Annotated in this window: 18 protein-coding genes; 4 read left to right on the top strand and 14 right to left on the bottom strand. The window is 41.0% G+C overall.

All coding sequences use genetic code 11. From position 1 onward, the window contains the following. Positions 1–10: 10 nt before the first annotated feature. Complete coding sequence (locus N480_RS25970; RefSeq protein WP_063374056.1) at positions 11–370, bottom strand: S1 RNA-binding domain-containing protein; 360 nt, start codon at positions 368–370, stop codon at positions 11–13. 92 nt (positions 371–462) lie between these two features. Beyond that, positions 463–819 carry a MerR family transcriptional regulator gene (locus N480_RS19275; RefSeq protein WP_063374057.1) on the bottom strand — a complete coding sequence of 119 codons (357 nt, stop codon included), beginning with the start codon at positions 817–819 and terminating at the stop codon, positions 463–465. An 80-nt stretch (positions 820–899) separates the two neighbouring features. On the opposite strand from N480_RS19275, the gene N480_RS25835 reads away from it, so the two are divergent. Beyond that, complete coding sequence (locus tag N480_RS25835; RefSeq protein ID WP_063374058.1) at positions 900–1,463, top strand: aminotransferase class IV; 564 nt, start codon at positions 900–902, stop codon at positions 1,461–1,463. Positions 1,464–1,851: 388 nt separating this feature from the next. On the opposite strand, the gene N480_RS19290 is transcribed toward N480_RS25835, so the two are convergent. From N480_RS19290 to N480_RS19345, 12 genes are all read right to left on the bottom strand, one after another. Further along, positions 1,852–3,756 (bottom strand): S9 family peptidase, encoded by a 1,905-nt coding sequence (locus N480_RS19290; RefSeq protein WP_063374060.1) that lies wholly within the window; start codon positions 3,754–3,756, stop codon positions 1,852–1,854. 529 nt (positions 3,757–4,285) lie between these two features. Beyond that, complete coding sequence (locus N480_RS19295) at positions 4,286–4,651, bottom strand: hypothetical protein (RefSeq protein ID WP_063374061.1); 366 nt, start codon at positions 4,649–4,651, stop codon at positions 4,286–4,288. A 241-nt stretch (positions 4,652–4,892) separates the two neighbouring features. After that, entirely contained in the window at positions 4,893–5,252 is a 360-nt protein-coding gene (locus N480_RS19300) for a hypothetical protein (protein WP_063374062.1), read from the bottom strand. Positions 5,253–5,540: 288 nt separating this feature from the next. Beyond that, entirely contained in the window at positions 5,541–6,122 is a 582-nt protein-coding gene (locus N480_RS19305; protein WP_063374063.1) for a hypothetical protein, read from the bottom strand. A gap of 157 nt (positions 6,123–6,279) precedes the next feature. Further along, a complete protein-coding gene (locus tag N480_RS19310) occupies positions 6,280–7,269 on the bottom strand; it encodes a questin oxidase family protein (protein WP_063374064.1) in 990 nt (329 codons plus the stop codon). Between the two features lie 211 nt (positions 7,270–7,480). Further along, the gene (locus N480_RS19315) at positions 7,481–8,482 is read right to left on the bottom strand and encodes a hypothetical protein (protein ID WP_063374065.1); all 1,002 of its coding nucleotides are present in this window, start codon (positions 8,480–8,482) and stop codon (positions 7,481–7,483) included. 300 nt (positions 8,483–8,782) lie between these two features. Then, positions 8,783–9,106 carry a hypothetical protein gene (locus N480_RS19320; RefSeq protein ID WP_063374066.1) on the bottom strand — a complete coding sequence of 108 codons (324 nt, stop codon included), beginning with the start codon at positions 9,104–9,106 and terminating at the stop codon, positions 8,783–8,785. 262 nt (positions 9,107–9,368) lie between these two features. Next, positions 9,369–9,827: a hypothetical protein gene (locus N480_RS19325; protein WP_063374067.1), complete on the bottom strand. Its 459-nt coding sequence runs from the start codon at positions 9,825–9,827 to the stop codon at positions 9,369–9,371. 249 nt (positions 9,828–10,076) lie between these two features. After that, the gene (locus N480_RS19330) at positions 10,077–10,367 is read right to left on the bottom strand and encodes a VOC family protein (RefSeq protein WP_155732901.1); all 291 of its coding nucleotides are present in this window, start codon (positions 10,365–10,367) and stop codon (positions 10,077–10,079) included. A gap of 219 nt (positions 10,368–10,586) precedes the next feature. Further along, complete coding sequence (locus N480_RS19335; RefSeq protein ID WP_081231930.1) at positions 10,587–10,937, bottom strand: hypothetical protein; 351 nt, start codon at positions 10,935–10,937, stop codon at positions 10,587–10,589. A gap of 179 nt (positions 10,938–11,116) precedes the next feature. Then, on the bottom strand, positions 11,117–11,455 hold the full coding sequence (locus tag N480_RS19340) for a hypothetical protein (protein WP_063374068.1): 339 nt from the start codon (positions 11,453–11,455) through the stop codon (positions 11,117–11,119). Positions 11,456–11,580: 125 nt separating this feature from the next. Further along, positions 11,581–12,093, bottom strand: coding sequence for a M23 family metallopeptidase (locus tag N480_RS19345; RefSeq protein ID WP_063374069.1), 513 nt, complete (start codon positions 12,091–12,093; stop codon positions 11,581–11,583). Between the two features lie 272 nt (positions 12,094–12,365). Here N480_RS19345 and N480_RS19350 point away from each other — a divergent pair, with 272 nt between their 5' ends. From N480_RS19350 to N480_RS19360, 3 genes are all read left to right on the top strand, one after another. Then, the gene (locus N480_RS19350; protein ID WP_231102288.1) at positions 12,366–13,865 is read left to right on the top strand and encodes a PfaD family polyunsaturated fatty acid/polyketide biosynthesis protein; all 1,500 of its coding nucleotides are present in this window, start codon (positions 12,366–12,368) and stop codon (positions 13,863–13,865) included. Between the two features lies 1 nt (position 13,866). Further along, positions 13,867–14,964, top strand: a complete 1,098-nt coding sequence (fabD, locus tag N480_RS19355) for an ACP S-malonyltransferase (protein WP_063374070.1) — start codon at positions 13,867–13,869, stop codon at positions 14,962–14,964. Between the two features lie 84 nt (positions 14,965–15,048). Then, the gene (locus N480_RS19360; protein WP_063374071.1) at positions 15,049–16,791 is read left to right on the top strand and encodes a carbamoyltransferase; all 1,743 of its coding nucleotides are present in this window, start codon (positions 15,049–15,051) and stop codon (positions 16,789–16,791) included. The last annotated feature ends 66 nt before the right edge of the window (positions 16,792–16,857 follow it).

Here is a 16,857-nt window from a genome sequence, read left to right on the forward strand (position 1 = left end):
AATTTACAAGTCACATTATTAGGTACAATATACCAGCCGCAACAATTAATGTTAAGGCCAAGAACACCCCTGCGCCATTCGAGCTGTGTGTTTTTGGGCTGACTAACTTGTGAACAGTAACCCCATCAGGCGCCACTTTATGCGCTTTTACAGCTGCACCTTTTGATTTGTATTCTGGCTTTTCAATGCTAATGATTAGCTCCGTGCCAACTTTATGCACGTTTCTATCATACCCTTCGATATCTTTTAGAGGTAAAAACCCATGCCTATCTGCCCCAAAATCTACGAACGCAGTCTCTAATGTAGGCTCAATATACGTGATTTGCGCTTTAAAATAGTTACCTTTCACAAACAAGTCTACTGAACTCAATTTTGCTCCTTTTCTGATATTTGCTATGAAAAACAATAATGATAACACTGAGCAAATAAACGGTGAACTCAAATCGAGTTTGAGTGATTCGCTTATTTCGTATTTTCTATGTCATATAAGAAGTGCTCTAAGACCGTTTTGCTGTGAGATAATTTGGCGACTTCTTCATTGACCATTTTAATTTGGTCATGCAGCAGGTCGATAAGTTCATCACAAGGTTCAAATACGTGCTGGTCGCCTCTTATGCAAGGTAAGAATACGAGAATGGTATTTAAGTTCATGCCTGCGCTTGCGAGTAATTTTATTCGCTCTAAAGTGCGGAGCTCTTCTTCATCATAATCTCGATAACCTGAAGCTGTTCGTTTTGGCGTCAGCAACCCCCTTTCTTCATAGTAGCGTAGCATTCGAATACTCACGCCCGATTTAATGGATAATTCACCTATTTTCATATTTCCCTATTGACCCTCACAGCGCTGTCAGGGCTTATGCTAGTTACATAAGGTACAGATTTCAACTGGGAAGCAATTATATGAACACTCCAACCTCTCATACTCACTTACGTTTAAACGGACAACCAATCGCTGATTCAGAAACATCAAACTTGGCGTTTGGAGGGTTTGCACACTTCACCTCGATACAAATTCGAAATAAGCAAATAAAAGGGCTAGATTTACACTTGGAAAGACTCAAGCAAGCATCTCAAAAGCTCTACGGATATGCACTTGCCAATGACACCGTCCAGAATTACATTCGCTCAGCCATTGAACAAGGGCCAAAGGATCAATCACTCACAATAACGATGTTCTCACCCAATGGTGAATTCACGGCATCCAGCATGAATATTACTCCCTCCGTGTTGACTAAAAGTTCGGCTCCAGAACAAGGCCCTTCAGGCCCACTTACCTTGTCTGTTATCAATCATGAGCGGCCCTTGGCAGAGATTAAACACGTGGGCGAAATTGGTAAAACTTACTATTTACACCAAGCAATTAAACGAGGGTTTGACGATGCGGTGTTTATGAATAACGCTGGCCATTTAAGTGAAGGTACGATTTGGAATCTAGCTTTTTGGGACGGCGAAACAGTTATCTGACCCAAGGCGCTCATGCTGCAGGGTATTATGATGTCCATTGTTCAGCGCCAATTAGCGGACCTCAATATACCTCAGAGACATGAGAACATCACCCTTGCCAGATTATCAGACCTAAAAGGTGCGGCAGTAATAAACTCATGGACTCCGGGGGTATGTGTTTCTAAAATTAATTCTACATTTTTGCCCGATTCTAAACAATTAACTCCCCAACTTCATAAGGTCTACAACAAAGAGCCCGCAATAAAACTGTGTTCAGTAAAATCGTGCCTGCCTTTATCATGCTGTCTCAAAAGTAACCTTGAAAAGAAAAAATGCCAGCTACAAGCTGGCATTTTTAAATTTTGCAATGTGAGTCACTATAATTTGCAATGTGAGTCACTATAATTAGTTACAGTGTCTCATCTAACCATTTAAAGAACTCACGTTGCCAAACAATGCCGTTTTGTGGCGTCAGTACCCAGTGGTTTTCTTCTGGGAAGTATAAGAAACGGCTTTTGAGTCCACGTAGTTTAGCTGCTTGGAACGCCTGAATCCCCTGCCCTAGCGGTACACGATAGTCTTTACCACCGTGGATAACAAACATAGGTGAGTCCCATTTATCAACAAAGTTCACTGGATTAAACTCAGAGTAAGCTTTGCTTGCAGCTACATTGTCTTTCTCCCAGTACGCACCACCTAAATCATGGTTAACAAAGAATACCTCTTCTGTCGTGCCATACATGCTGCGCGTATCGAAAATACCACAATGTGAGATAAAGGTTTTAAAACGCCCTTCGTGATTACCAGCTAAATAAAACGCTGAATAGCCACCAAAGCTCGCGCCAATCGCGCCAATACGCTTTTTATCGACATATGACTCCTTAGCAATATCATCAATTGCATCAAGGTAGTCTTGCATCGCCTTTCCACCCCAGTCCTTACTGATGTCCTCATTCCACTTAACGCCATGACCCGGCATACCTCTGCGGTTTGGCGCGACCACAATATAACCTTGCGATGCCATTACTTGGAAGTTCCAACGGAAAGAGTAAAATTGCGATAGCGAAGATTGCGGTCCGCCCTGAAGGTATAACAAAGTCGGGTACTTTTTGCGCTTGTCAAAGTTAGGCGGATAGATAACCCAGCTCAGCATGTTTTGACCATCTTTCGTCTCAACCATGCGCTTTTCTACTTTTGGTAGATCCAAGTTTGCATAAAACGCCTCGTTAACCTTGGTTAACGCAACCATCTTTTTGCTGCGAAGATTCAACTTAAAGATTTCCTTCGCTTTATTCATGCTGTTACGAGTAACAATCAGCTGCCCATCAAGTGCAGCAACGATACCGTTGACATCAAATTGCCCTTTCGTCAGCTGCTTGATTTTAGGTTTCGCCTTTGATCTCGTGTTTACTGCAACTTGGAAAAGTTGAATGGTGCCGCCTGTCGGCGCCACAAAGTAGATGTGCTTACCATCGTGGCTCCATTTAAAGCTATAAACAGTGCCATCCCAATGCTCAGTCAAATTTACTTTGGTGTTATTCGCCATAACAATGATGTCATTCTTATCGGCTTCATACCCAGGTTCATCCATCTGGAGCCACGCAAGCTTTCCTTTAGGAGAAAATGCAGGGCTTTTGTCATAACCCAGATTACTTTTAGTTATGTTAGTTGTTTTTTTATCAGCCAGATTATAACGATAAATATCGGTGTTTGTGCTCTTTACATAATCAACACCCGTTAATTTCTTAGAGACGTAATAGATATTTTCGCCTTTAGGCCCCCAAATATAATCCTCTGAGCCACCAAAAGGTGAAGTCGGGCTATCGAAGGGTTTACCTTCCATGATATCGACTTTGGCTTCCGTTTTTAAATCTTGATAAAAAACATGTTTAACACTGCCATCTTTCCATGTGTCCCAGTGTCGATAATTCAGATCATCAAATACATAGGCGTTTGCATTGCTTAAATCCTCATGCTTATCAGACGCTAAAATAGCATTCATTTGCACTGATTCATGAAACAATTTTTTACTCCCATCAGGAGAAACGTTGCTATCTTGAAGCAACCCTTGATAAGCCTCTAATAGCTGAGCCGAGCCGCCTTTTAAGGGCACTTGGTACACTTTGCTAGAAAAGTTATTTTTCTCAACACTCGGCGTCGTAACTCGATAAATTACATGGGTGTTTTCTTTATTTAGACCGAGCGCACTTACGCGCTTTACTTGCCAGAGCTTTTCTGGGGTCATTACTTCTTTGGCTGATGCGCCCGCACTGACCGCTAGCCCTAAGCTAGCACATAAAAGAATTCGCTTCATCGCGAAATACCTCCAAAAATAAAAACCCGTCTAGACTACATAAATAAACAACAGCTGAAAAGGTATTAAAGACAGATTACCATTGTCAGCTGTGTGCTAACCCACTCATTATTAAACGTAAAATATAAATAAAAGCGCTCGTGTACTGAAGGCTACTCTTCCTCTTTTTATGCAACACTGTACTTAATTATTCTTAAATTGGCTAAAAGTCACTAAAAATCAGCGCACTATAGTCAAAACAAGCGCCTCATTAAAAATAGGAAATGATAATTATCGCGATGTAGAATTGACGCGACGATGGATATTTACGCGATTCTTTTTTACCAACTTTGGCTAAGGTGGGTGAATCTTTTATACACTGTGAGCATTTGGTTGTCTGTAGGGTTCTAATCAGGGCTGAAGACATGTAACGCTTAAACATGCTTAATACTATTCAATTGAACAAAAACTTAATGAAGTGACTCTATGAGCACAACATAACTAACCGCCATTTACTCAGACATAGAGCCCAAGGTTTTTAGCGCGTTATTTATACATGGCGCGCATTTTTGAACTCCTCAAGCCTTTTATTCCAATTACCACCATGTTCATTGTTACAAGCTTCTTCTGTATCAAATAAAATACGCTTTTTAATTCCTTTCACTTTGATGTTGCATGATGACAGCTTGCCTTCAATGAGTATCTTAAATTGCTCACCTTTGTCGTCATTTATGGCCAATCGAAGGTGCGCTTTATTATCGAACACGCAAATTACCGAAAGACTATCGGGAAATCGCTGATAGTTTACAATGTGAGTCAACCATTGAAAGCCATCATATTGTTTCAATGCCTCTTCGCATGCTTCTGTTAAGGCTGTAACGATGCTTTTCTCAAGCTTTTTATCTGATTTTCTCATAGGCTTTTCACTGTTTTTTACATAAGAAGAATGAGTATTTAGGCTATCTCCGACATATGCAATGATTCAGAAAGGCAACTTCCACATTATCTGTCTGTGTGGTCGCATCTGAACCAAACACGCGATGACATTACAACAAAAGAGCTAGCAGAGCACTGTATCAGGGTATAGTGATTACTATTTTAACAACGAGTATTACACTTTGAAAAAGAGCATCTGCTATGCTCTGTGGTATTAATAACTACAGTATTGTCACGTACTGCAACTTACAATATAGGTTGCTGGGAAAAACGATTGAGTCATCAACAGTAACTGTCACTTTTTGTTTTGCCATTTTTGCAGCGAGTACCAATGACATTGCTGTATTGTTTCCATCTGGGATAGTCACTGTATAACCGCCACCGTGAACATAACAATTTGGCTTCGGCTGGTTTGGATCAGGTATTAGCGTAAACCATGTATGCTTTTTCCAAGCGGGCGCAAGCGTATTTGTTGCCTCGTGATATCTAATTTGATCGATTTCGCCTCTGATATCATACCTTTCTGCCAAAGCATTGGGACTTATTACAAAAAACAGTGCCAAAAGAACTATTAGCTTCATTATATATTCCTCATAAACGCTAATTTATTATAAAGCAGGGTTTAAAAGTGCAGGATAATAATCAATATAAAGCAAATTTCAAAGTTAATTTTCCACCATTTAGGTGAGATAAAAGTCCATATTAAAATTCAATAAATAGTAGCCTGCACAACAATGATAAAAAACATCCTAAACGCGCATCAGCAAACTGCCAATTTCGTATAATAAACGTCCTATTCGTGCTGCACTGTTATTTATTCGTCAATAAAAATGGACGCCTTTTTATATCAAGTATTTGTATAGTACGTTCTAAGGAGAGCCAGCCGCCATCACCGCTGCGGCAAAAAAAACAGCAGGAACAGTAACAACTGCATCTATTGTGATAGTGGCAGGGGTTGCAATGACTTTACCTGCAGTTTCACTAAAAGTCCGAGGTTGCGCTACCATAATTGTGTACTCTTTTTCTAACTTTTCGAGAGGCAGCTCTCCTTCAATAATATATCGCTTACCCGTTAGCTCACGCTTAAGCTTTAGCTGATTAGACGAAAGCTGCTGTTCAAAGCCCAGAGATATCAATTTTACGACCAGTTCATGTGGTGGGCTCTTTTCTTTCATTGTAAGCGTAACGCTGCCTACAACGTTATTTTTCTCATCTAACCTAAAGTCCTCAAATGTAGGGATGAACTCTACCTCCCTCGACAACTCAAGCGCCTCACCGAATTGCGCATCAATCCCTAACAAGTAAGCAGTCTTCGTTGTGGTGACAAATAGCTCCTTAGTGTCACTTTTGACATAAAAGCCGTTTAGACTTTCTTCTTTGTAATTTGTAGCCCACAAACTTGCGGTGCAACCGCTTAGAAAAACCAAAGCTAATAAAATATACTTGTACATTGAACCTCCTCTACTCAAAGCTACGCTTTTATTGTAAAAAATTTTTCCTTTTTCATCTCGCTATGTAATTATCATTCGATATATTACCCGTTTGGCATGTTACGATGCCTGTACTTAAATTTCTACGGCAGCTATACGTAGACAATTTTCCAGCTTTCTATCTGATCAACTTAGATACGGCTCTATGAGCAATGAGATAATACAAAGCATCACCACTATTTTGATACTCACACTGGCAGCTATAAACTAGCTTAATAATATGCGAATCATCAGACACCAATGCTGCTTGTATCACTGAATCAAAACAACATTGACGTTGTTGTACCTCAATTGCATTTCGCTTGTATTCATGCCCGGTGCTCAAATATGCGACTAAGATGGCCTTCCAAAGCGAGCGTAAAGCGTACTCCTCATCATCAAGAAAAGGGGCTATCACTGAGAAAGCATGGCAGCCAGTAACAGTATGTAGTAGCGTAAAATCTTCACGTAAATAAAATGCTTTTAATGCAAACTGGCGTAGTGTGCAAAGCCTAATGGATCTGGGTTGGATCACGGCTTCGAGACGTCGTAGCAACCCACCTATCTCATCCATCCTATCTACTATAATGCCAGGCGAAAACTCAAAGCCTGCACCATAAGGCGACAATCGAGTTAGTATTTCTTCGTAACCCTCTTCGGTGGTCTCATTTGTTAGGTCAAACGCCTGATACTCTGAACTCCAATAAGCGAGCGCAATGGCAACTTCGCTCTGGCTATGTGCCTCAATGCCATAGGCTAGCCGTATTAACCCGTGAAAAGCAGACGCAGCAATGCCTGAAATCAAACTCGGCAATGACTTTTCAAGTACTTGTCTGACACCATGCTCAAGTAATTCTGCTTGATAGTATTTTAAATATCGCGCATAGCTTTGACGGTTTCCTAATTCACATTCAACACCTGTAACTGCTTGCACCTCGTCTAAGCTTTCTATTAGCTCCAAGTCCCCAATGCTGTTTTTAAATGTAATTAAGAGCTTTTCATGCGGTGCATTCAATTTTGTTAATGCGGTCAGTACCATAGGAAGGTGTGTAGCTAACCCACCTCCATAAAGTGGATGATAAATCGCTATTTTATCCAAAATTGAATTTAAAGGGCTAATTTCTTCCATGCCTGTCCTAGGTTATGATTGTGATACTAGTGATAAAACCTACCAAGTACGTGCTTTTGTTGTAGATACTACAAGGCACTCTTAAAATTTAACTTAGCCTACAGCACCTTGTACATACACTGTTAAACTACGCTTTAATATCACATGTCTTAAGCTTGATACTCAATAGTGTGGCCAAAGCAGCGCTCAACCAAATCCTCTTTAATTGCACCTACTGTGACACCAACTTATTGGCGAGTGAATACCCTTCTCGTTTAATGAAGTTTTTCTGGGCATCATATATATACTGGTACTTTGCTACTCCACGATTATTCTCAGCGCGATTCATGTTTACATCATAGTATGTAATTGATTGCCTTTGATTAAACTGATTATATTTCGCGACCGCATAAGCTGCATACTTGCTGACCAACTGCTCTTTTTCATCAAATAGAGCGATCTTGTGCCAATTTCCATATTCATCGATGTCCTTGTATTCGATTCTGGCAAAGTACCCACTTGGCCCAAGAACTAATCGATCATTTAAATCTCTGAATTCTTCTTTGGAAAAGGTGCCATTCTCATCAAACCAAAAGTAAGCTGTCGCATATCCGCTTGGCCCTTCCATTATAGCGCCGCTGCGATCAAAGCCTTTTCGGTACGTGGCGTAATCATTATTATCAAACGCAAATCGGGCCTCATAAAATCCATTATGCTCGTGCACCACTTGCTTTTTTAAGTTAAGCCTGACTTCACTAACTCTTCTGCCCGCCCCATCTCTTTTAAAATGGAATTCAGCAACCCCTGACGAGTTTTCTGTCAACTTTCCATCTTCATTCAAAAACTGTAATAAACGTGGATACTTGTCACCTTTTAATAGGTACTTTTCAATGTACACTCCATCACGATTCGCTACTTGTTCTCCTGAGGCATTGAAAAAAGTGCGTGTTTCACCCAATTCACTATATGAGAATCGGACACAATGCGCCCCGAAATTTGAATCATCACTGGGTTTTAAAAAAGCGTAGAAACATACACTAGATGGTTTTGCCTCTTTAACACTCACCTTGTAAGTCTTAAATCTATGGGCATCCTTTTGCGTTACAGGGTATACTGGACGAATTGCTCGCACCGTATGATCGCTATTCCATTTTAAGAAATGGCCCGGCTTTAAAGTCGTTGCTGACACAACAGGAGCCACTGTTAAAAATAAAAATGGCAAAGCATACTTCATACTTGTTCCCTCAAACTTATCAAATAAGATTACCGACACACTGAGATTACGTGCATACAAACTCTATTAATATTGATGAATAATCACACTGAATATCTTCAGGTACATGAAATCATCATAGCTACCCATAACCTACTGGAACACGTGCAATATTTCAAATATCGAAACGAACTCAAAAGTTTATTAGAGATTTACCTATAGAGTATATAAATTGGCAGTGTTATCAAAGGTTGTGCCTTTTACGATAAAAAAGCTGGCAACAGCATCGAAACTAAAGCTTGTTTTAGACCCTGTTTGACGTTACTGAAAAGTTATTTTTGGCATTGAGGCGGTGAAGCCCAACTTGATTTCATCACAGCATAAACCAAACTCCCAAAGCGAAGCTGATCTTTTGTTCGAATCAAAGCGGATGATGTCCCAAGGAAGGTTAAAGTTTGTCATTAAATCTAAGCCGTCGCTTTCTATGTAAATGATATCTACATTTTCAAAAGCTGCAGTGGCTTCATTTTTAAGATCGTCCCATGGGGCAACAACAAAGCGAATTCCTTGCTGTGACAAAGACATCGCTTTAAGTGCATGCGTGCCCAAAGAACGAAATAACATATCTGAAATATTTTTTTCCATACACACCACTAAAAATAGGCCGTCATCTTTATTGCGAGCAAAGGCGTTCTATTCACTGAGTCTAGCCTCCTAATAATGTAAGTTTACAATTGTAAAAGGCCCAAATACATGGGCATCCCGCGCCCCATCGTAAAAGTCTGACAGCTGCTAATATTTCTAACTTTTATAGAAACTATTCCCGAGATTCTAAGAAGAGTCACTGCATCTCTGGTTATATGATCACGATTAACTCAGCTATTTTGTTTAAACCTAGCCTTACTTACTACTTAAGTAGCGCTAAAGAATTTAAATTAAAAGAATAGACTTGAAACGAATCATCAACTTCTTGCAGCGTTATAGTTATCAAACCATCCCCATTTTCATACTTAGCAGGGACTCTGTAGGTTACAAAAGAGCCCGATGCTTCACCAGCCATTGCGGTACTCGAGACATTCATAAACTGGAACTCCCCAATCTCGATTAATCTCCCCATTTTTGATAGCCCTTTTACTAAGGCTTGCAAATCAGATTCTGAGACCCTGTCATTTGTACTTACAACTAAATAACTTCTCACCGTGTCTACTTGCCAAGTAGAAATATCTTTGATGGCTTTGTCCATGTATGGGATAGCGGTTTCTTCATATGATGCGGCTTTATAGCTTGTCCAAGCTAACGCAAACGTAAACAGGCCTATTATTACCAATAATGTAAAACCCAAACCTTTTAAAATTTTTTTAAACATAAAACCTCTAAAATTTATTCCGCCCCGCGTGAGGGTAAAGGAAATCAAGCCAGTTGAATTTTTGATATTAAGCGTTATCTAAAACTCCTCGCACAACTCGCATCCGCAATGTAAAGAACACTGTTAGCCTTCATTCTTTGTGTAATTGAGTTTCAGTAAATCTGATTTATTGCCGTAAAGGTCTGAAGCACAGCCACAGTACCATACTCTTCCCATGGGTTGCCTAATAAAATATAACCCCATTTGTTTTCATTGATTTGTAATCACACCAAAATCATTCATCTGTAAAAACATAAAAATGCGCCCTCCCGCTTGGCTTCCAATTACCTGTGTTTGAGCTGCGTTACTTTCTTGTGCCAGTAAAAGGCTGGTTCCACTAGAGTTGGGAAGCGCAACCTGAACCCATCGTGTGCCACCACCTAAATCGGTATCTTCGACCAGTATAAACTGTAGTTTTTGGGTATAGAATTTAATCGCACCATCGTAGTTTTCAACAATTAATGCAACATTTCCAATTTTTTGCTTAATAAATTTAGGCATGCCCATTGCTGACTATTTCGAAGTACTCCCCTACTATAACTCTATGATTCAGCAACGGGTGAGACATATTTTTGTGTGTAAACATCTGGTGTTTAATTAACTCTTAATTTTGCAAATGTATCATTCGCTTATTCAATACAATCACGCATCGACAAACGGAAAGCCTTTGATTAAAGCGTTTCCGTTAAGTTAAAGCATATTTTGTCTTTTATACGTTCCCTACCACGGCATACTACCTATTTTAATACCCAGTAGATCTTGCGCATTTCCCCAGCTTTTACATGTTGGCGTGGTCACTAGCTCAACCGCATTTTCTTTTGTGGCGTAAGCAGTTAGTGCAACACTCACCATTTCTTTAAAATTAGGAGCCGTGCTATCAATCGCAAAACGCTGTGAACTTGCACACGAAGCCATGCCAGACTTATCACCATTGACATGAACAAACAAAATACTCTTGTCACCGCTAGCATAAACGCCGGCGCCTATTATTGTCCTTTCTCTAAAATAATCCGAGGCACAAACACTATTTACAAAAAGCAAACACATAATCAAAGCAATAACTTTATTCACAATTCATTCCTATTAATTTCTCGTTGATAATTTCAGCGCATTACGCTTTTAACTCAGTGCGTAAAAACACTATATTTATGATGTTACTAAAAGCGAGACTATGTTAATTGACAAATAAACCATTAACAACACTCACTTGCTCAGAGTAGTTGTATTTAAGTCACTTTAAAAAAGACAAGTTATTTCGTAACGCATGTAATTTTGCCAAATACACTGGCTTTAATAACTTCACACGATTGGAAACCTTTTGCTAACGTCACGGCATCCCCACACCCGGAATTACGCACCACAGGCTTACCATTAGGCTCTATGATAAAGCGCTTATTACTACATAGCTCACGTGCTTTCTGGTACCATTTTTCGAGTAACTCCTCACCAGTATCAGTTTCACCTGTAACGCTTATCAAAAAGGCATTTTGACGTGCTGTGACATCAAAATGGATGCCTCCTTCATATGAACAGCCTAAGCAAAACAAGCACAGCAGTAAATTTAACCTCACATTTGGAGTCGCATGCATGGGGTAGCTCCCAAGGTTCAAAGTTATGAATTCGATTAAGGCTAGATAGAACCATTGCAAAGTAATAACACAAAAGTATCACGCCTCTACGTGCCTCACAATGTGAGGCTATGTGTCTATAAAATTCAGCGTTTAAGTATTGCGCCAGCGTCCAGATAAAACATCCTTTTCCAGCCCTGGGATTCAGTGGTTATCAACCAAGGGTACGGTAAAATAGATAAAATTGAGTAGTGCACATGAGCGGGTTTTCCTTTTGCGTTGCCTGAGTCACCTAAAGACCCTATTGCTTCTCCTCGCTCGACAAACTGGCCAGTACTTACCGAGTCGCTATTTAAATGTGCATAATAGTGACTGCGCCATTTTGGACCAAGCACAGCGACCACATTTCCACCTTTTTCCACATGTCCCTCAAAAATCACAAAACCGTCTACCGCTGAGATAACCGTAGTACCGACCTTTCCAAAAATATCAATCCCCTTATGCACGCCAGAACTTCCCCACGGTTCATACCAAAACGTTTCTTGATTCCAATCGTGTGTAGTTGCACCTGCAACAGGTATTTGTATTTTTTCTGGCACCAACGTACCTAATAAAAACACTAAGAATAGACCAAAAAGAGTTCGTTTGAAGTACGTCAATCTTCTCTCCTTAAAAAAAATTACTTTATTGGGTGCAATAAAAAGTGAACAACTTCATTGTGCTAATTGCACGAAAAGCCTTAAATTAGCGACTAACCAGCCTTTAAAAGTAGATTAAATACTAAAACTCCTTAAAAAGTGCTGAATATCCATTTGTTCAAAATACAAACTAGTAATCTTGTCTTATATAAAATCAATTTATTCCTCCATTTTGCTTTCATAATTATGTATCAACATGTGCTAAGAATGTGGTGATCTGGCTCGGAATTTATATGCAGCAAACTTCAAAGAGGGAAAAAGCTATGCCCTTTAACTCTGTTTGTGAACAAAAAAATAACAACAAACACGCTAAAAGTAGTGAAAGTCCCAACATTTTAAAAATCCCGCTTATTTCGCCAGAAAGCCTAGGAAGCCGTGATTTTTGCAACGATTATTGCATTAAGTATGCTTATATCGCGGGAGGCATGTACCGAGGTATTGCGTCAAAAGAATTAGTGATCGCGTTAGCTAACGCACAGCTAATGGGGTTTTTAGGTACTGGAGGCCGAACATTAACTGATGTTGAGCAAGACATCATACATATTCAAAGCGCGCTCACCAACAGCCAAGCTTATGGCGCAAATCTAGTTGCAAATATAGACTCGCCAGAAGCAGAGTTAGCATTGGTCGAGCTTTATCTCAACTACAATATTCGATGCGTAGAAGCGGCTGCTTTTATTCGCATCACACCAGCGCTTGTTTTGTATCGCTTGCAAGGCATATATAAAGACCAACACGGTGCTGTACGTACCAAAAATAAAATTATCGCCAAACTCTCTCGTCCAGAGGTAGCTAATCAGTTTTTAAGCCCCGCACCTATGCACCTTGTTCAGCAACTGTTTGCCCTCGGTAAGATTACCCCCGAGCAAGTTGAGCTCAGTCAGTTCATTTTTATGTGCGATGACATTTGCGTTGAAGCGGACTCCGGCGGGCATACCGATAGAGGCCAACCAGCTGTTTTACTGCCAGCCATTCAAACCCTACGCGACCAAAAAGTACTTGAACATAACTTTGCTCAAACACCCAGAGTCGGTCTCGGTGGCGGAATTGGCACGCCACATTCTGCAGCCGCGGCGTTCATGATGGGTGCTGACTTTATTCTCACGGGTTCTATCAACCAATGCACCGTTGAAGCAGGAACTTCAGACCTAGTAAAGCAGATGTTGCAAGACATTAATGTACAAGATACCGACTATGCTCCAGCAGGCGATATGTTTGAGTCTGGCGCAAAAGTACAAGTTCTTAAAAAAGGCGTGTTTTTTGCTGCACGCGCAAACAAGTTATTTCAGCTGTACCAGCAATATGACTCATTAGCCGCTCTGCCAGAAAAAGTCCAAACGCAGCTTCAAGAAAAGTATTTCAATGCGTCGTTTGATGATATTTGGGCGCAAACTAAGCAGTATCTGCTCAATGCAAATCGCTTACAAGATATAGAACGTGCTGAGCAAGATGATAAATACAAAATGGCGCGGGTTTTTCGTTGGTATTTTGCTTACAGCATGAAGTTGGCTTTTACCGGCTCAGAACAAGCGCGAGTTAATTTTCAAGTACACACAGGCCCTGCACTTGGCGCATTTAATCAGTGGGTTAAAGGCACTGAACTAGAACAATGGCAAAGCCGCCATGTTGATCATATTGCCGAGAAACTAATGCAAGGCACGGCAGCGTTATTAAACACAAAAACTCAGCAGCTCTTAACGTTAAACCATGCAGCTGAAACTACGCAGGGGTAACATGAAAGCTTACATATTTCCGGGGCAGGGTTCGCAGTATATCGGCATGGGAAAAAAGCTCTTCGGTGAATTTTCACAACACGTTGAGCTTGCAAACGAAATCCTCGGTTATTCAATTACCGATCTTTGCTTGGTAGACCCAAATAAGCAACTAAACAACACGCAGTTCACACAGCCAGCGTTGTTCGTCGTGAGCGCCCTTGCCTATTTACAGCAGCAAAACCAAGACATCAGCTGCGCCGATTACTTTGCAGGCCACAGTTTAGGAGAATACACTGCTTTATTCGCCGCAGGCGCAATGAGCTTTGAAATGGGTCTAAAGCTTGTTAAAAAGCGTGGTGAGCTAATGAGTCAAGCGGCATCCGGCGCGATGGCGGCAGTGTTGAATGTTCAAGAAGTAGAACTACGTAATTGTCTACAGGAACACCAGCTAACGGGTATCGACATTGCTAATTTAAACGCTCCCGATCAAATCGTGATCTCAGGGCTTGTGGATGACATAGATAAAAGCCAGCAAATTATTGAGCGACTGGGCGCGCGCTTTATTAAACTCAATACCAGTGGCGCATTTCACTCTCGTTACATGGCCCCCGCTCAGCGAGAGTTTGCCAAATACATTGCGGGCTTTAACTTCTCCTCACCACATACACCTGTAATTGCAAATGTCACCGCACACCCTATCAAGGAAAATGAAATTGCCCACTGCCTGATTGAACAGTTAACTCAACCTGTAAAATGGACACAGAGCATTGAGTTTTTAATCGCTCAGGGCGAGATGTCGTTTACCGAACTAGGACCCAAAAAAGTACTCACTAAGCTTGTCGATAGCATTAAAAGAAATTGCGATACAGCTCTTCACATCGGCGCTGCACAAACTCATTTGACGCCACAACAGCAGGTAGAACACTGGAATAGCACCTATCCAATTGGCAGCGAGGTCAAAATCAAGAGCACATCAAAGCGAGGGAGCACTCGTTCTCGAGCCATCATGTCGTTCGGCCACCGCCCTACAATTTATTTGCACGGTTTTAGCGGATACTTTCACTTATCTGAATTAAGCCCACTACAACAAATCGTTAAAAAAGCGACTGAGGCTTAACACAATTATGAATAAATACATCGGCTTTGAACATAATCAGGCCATCAACAGAATAAACATTAACAAAACTTTTGGATCACAGCGATGAAATATTACATTGGCTTAGCAACCTCATTTCACGACCCTGCTATTGCAATCGTTAACGAAAAAGGCGAACTAATTTTCGCTGAAGATGCAGAGCGCTTTTTGGGCTATAAACGCGGTTTATACTGCTTGCCAGACAACCCTTATTACATTGAAGAAGTACTGAAAACCCACTGTGCAGATTGCACCGAGTTAGTCATTGCTAAAACTTGGAGTAAAGGGCGTGAAAAAAGCACCAATATTCTCGAGAATGTAGTCCTAAGTATTTTAGAAACCTTCTCTTTTAACATCGATGTCAACACCCGCGACATCAAAGATCAGTTCTATTTCGCAAGAGCCTCTCAGGCGGCAGCTGGCAGAACCTTGTCTAGGTTTTTTGAAGCGGGTTGTCGGAACTTTATCGTAGGTAACTATCGCACCAAAAAACCAACCGATGTTCGCTATCACGATCACCATTTAACACATGCTGCTAATGCTTGTTTTAACAGTCCATATGACGATGCCGCATGTATCGTGGTTGATGGTATGGGTGAAAAAAGCAGTATTGCTTACTACACCTATAAAAATGGCCAAATAAAACCAGCGCCAATCAAAGTAAAGCGCTCTTTCAAAAGCTTAGGTTTGTTCTACACCATCATCTGTGAAAACCTCGGATTTGACCCGCTTAAGGGTGAAGAGTGGAAAGTCATGGGCTTAGCACCTTATGGTAAGAAAGATCAAAAAGTCTATGATTTACTGCGCTCATCGCTTCAGGTGAAAAACGGTAACTTTTTCGTACCGAAAAACCTCAATGCCATTATGAAAGAGATCAAGGGTATGGCAAGAGAACCTGGTGAATCGGTTGAGCGTTTTAAAGACTTCGCTTACACAGGTCAGTTGGTGTTTGGCGAGATCTTTATGGACTTAATCAATGCGGCATACGAGTATGCACCTTCTAAAAACCTCACAATCTCTGGTGGCTGTGCGCTAAACTCATCATTTATGGGAACCGCCCTTGAGCGCTCCAAATTTGAAAATATCTTTGTGCCTTCAGCCCCAGCAGATGACGGTAATGCCATTGGCGCTGCGCTTTTAAGCTATCAGCAAGATAACCCAAGTTGGCAGCCCAATAAAACGGTGCAATCTCCATATACCGGCTCGACGGTAAAAGAAAAGTCACTGCAAAAGTTAGCACAATACGGCCATTTAAAAGCCACCGATTATGGAGATGAAGTTTACAAAAAAACCGCTGAGTTTTTAGCCGAAGGTAAAATCATTGGTTGGGCACAAGGCCGCGCCGAATTTGGCCCTCGCTCTTTGGGTAACCGCTCAATCCTAGCAAATCCATGTTTGCCAGACATGAAAGATACCATCAACGCGCGCGTTAAATTCCGTGAAGAATTCAGGCCTTTTGCACCGTCAATCTTGCACGAGCACGGCGATGAGTACTTTGAAAACTATCAAGAGTCTCCTTACATGGAGCGTACTTTAGTCTTTAAAGAAGCCGTTAGAGATAAGGTACCTGCGGTTGTGCACGTTGATAACACAGGCCGGTTGCAGTCAGTTAAAAAAGAGTGGAACGAACCTTATTACAACTTGATAAGCAGCTTTAAAGAAATCACAGGGGTTCCTGTACTACTCAACACCAGCTTCAACATCATGGGTAAACCCATTGTGCACTCTGTAGAAGACATGCTTGCGGTGTTTTTGATGTCTGGTATCGACGTATTGGTGATCAACAATACCATCTACGAAAAAAACTAGCAGCAAGCGCCCTAAGTCAAGATAATTTAGGGCGCCCGCCAAGCTCGGCGGTTACTTTATTTGTTT

It is taken from the genome of Pseudoalteromonas luteoviolacea S2607 (assembly GCF_001625575.1).
Taxonomy (GTDB): domain Bacteria; phylum Pseudomonadota; class Gammaproteobacteria; order Enterobacterales; family Alteromonadaceae; genus Pseudoalteromonas; species Pseudoalteromonas luteoviolacea_E.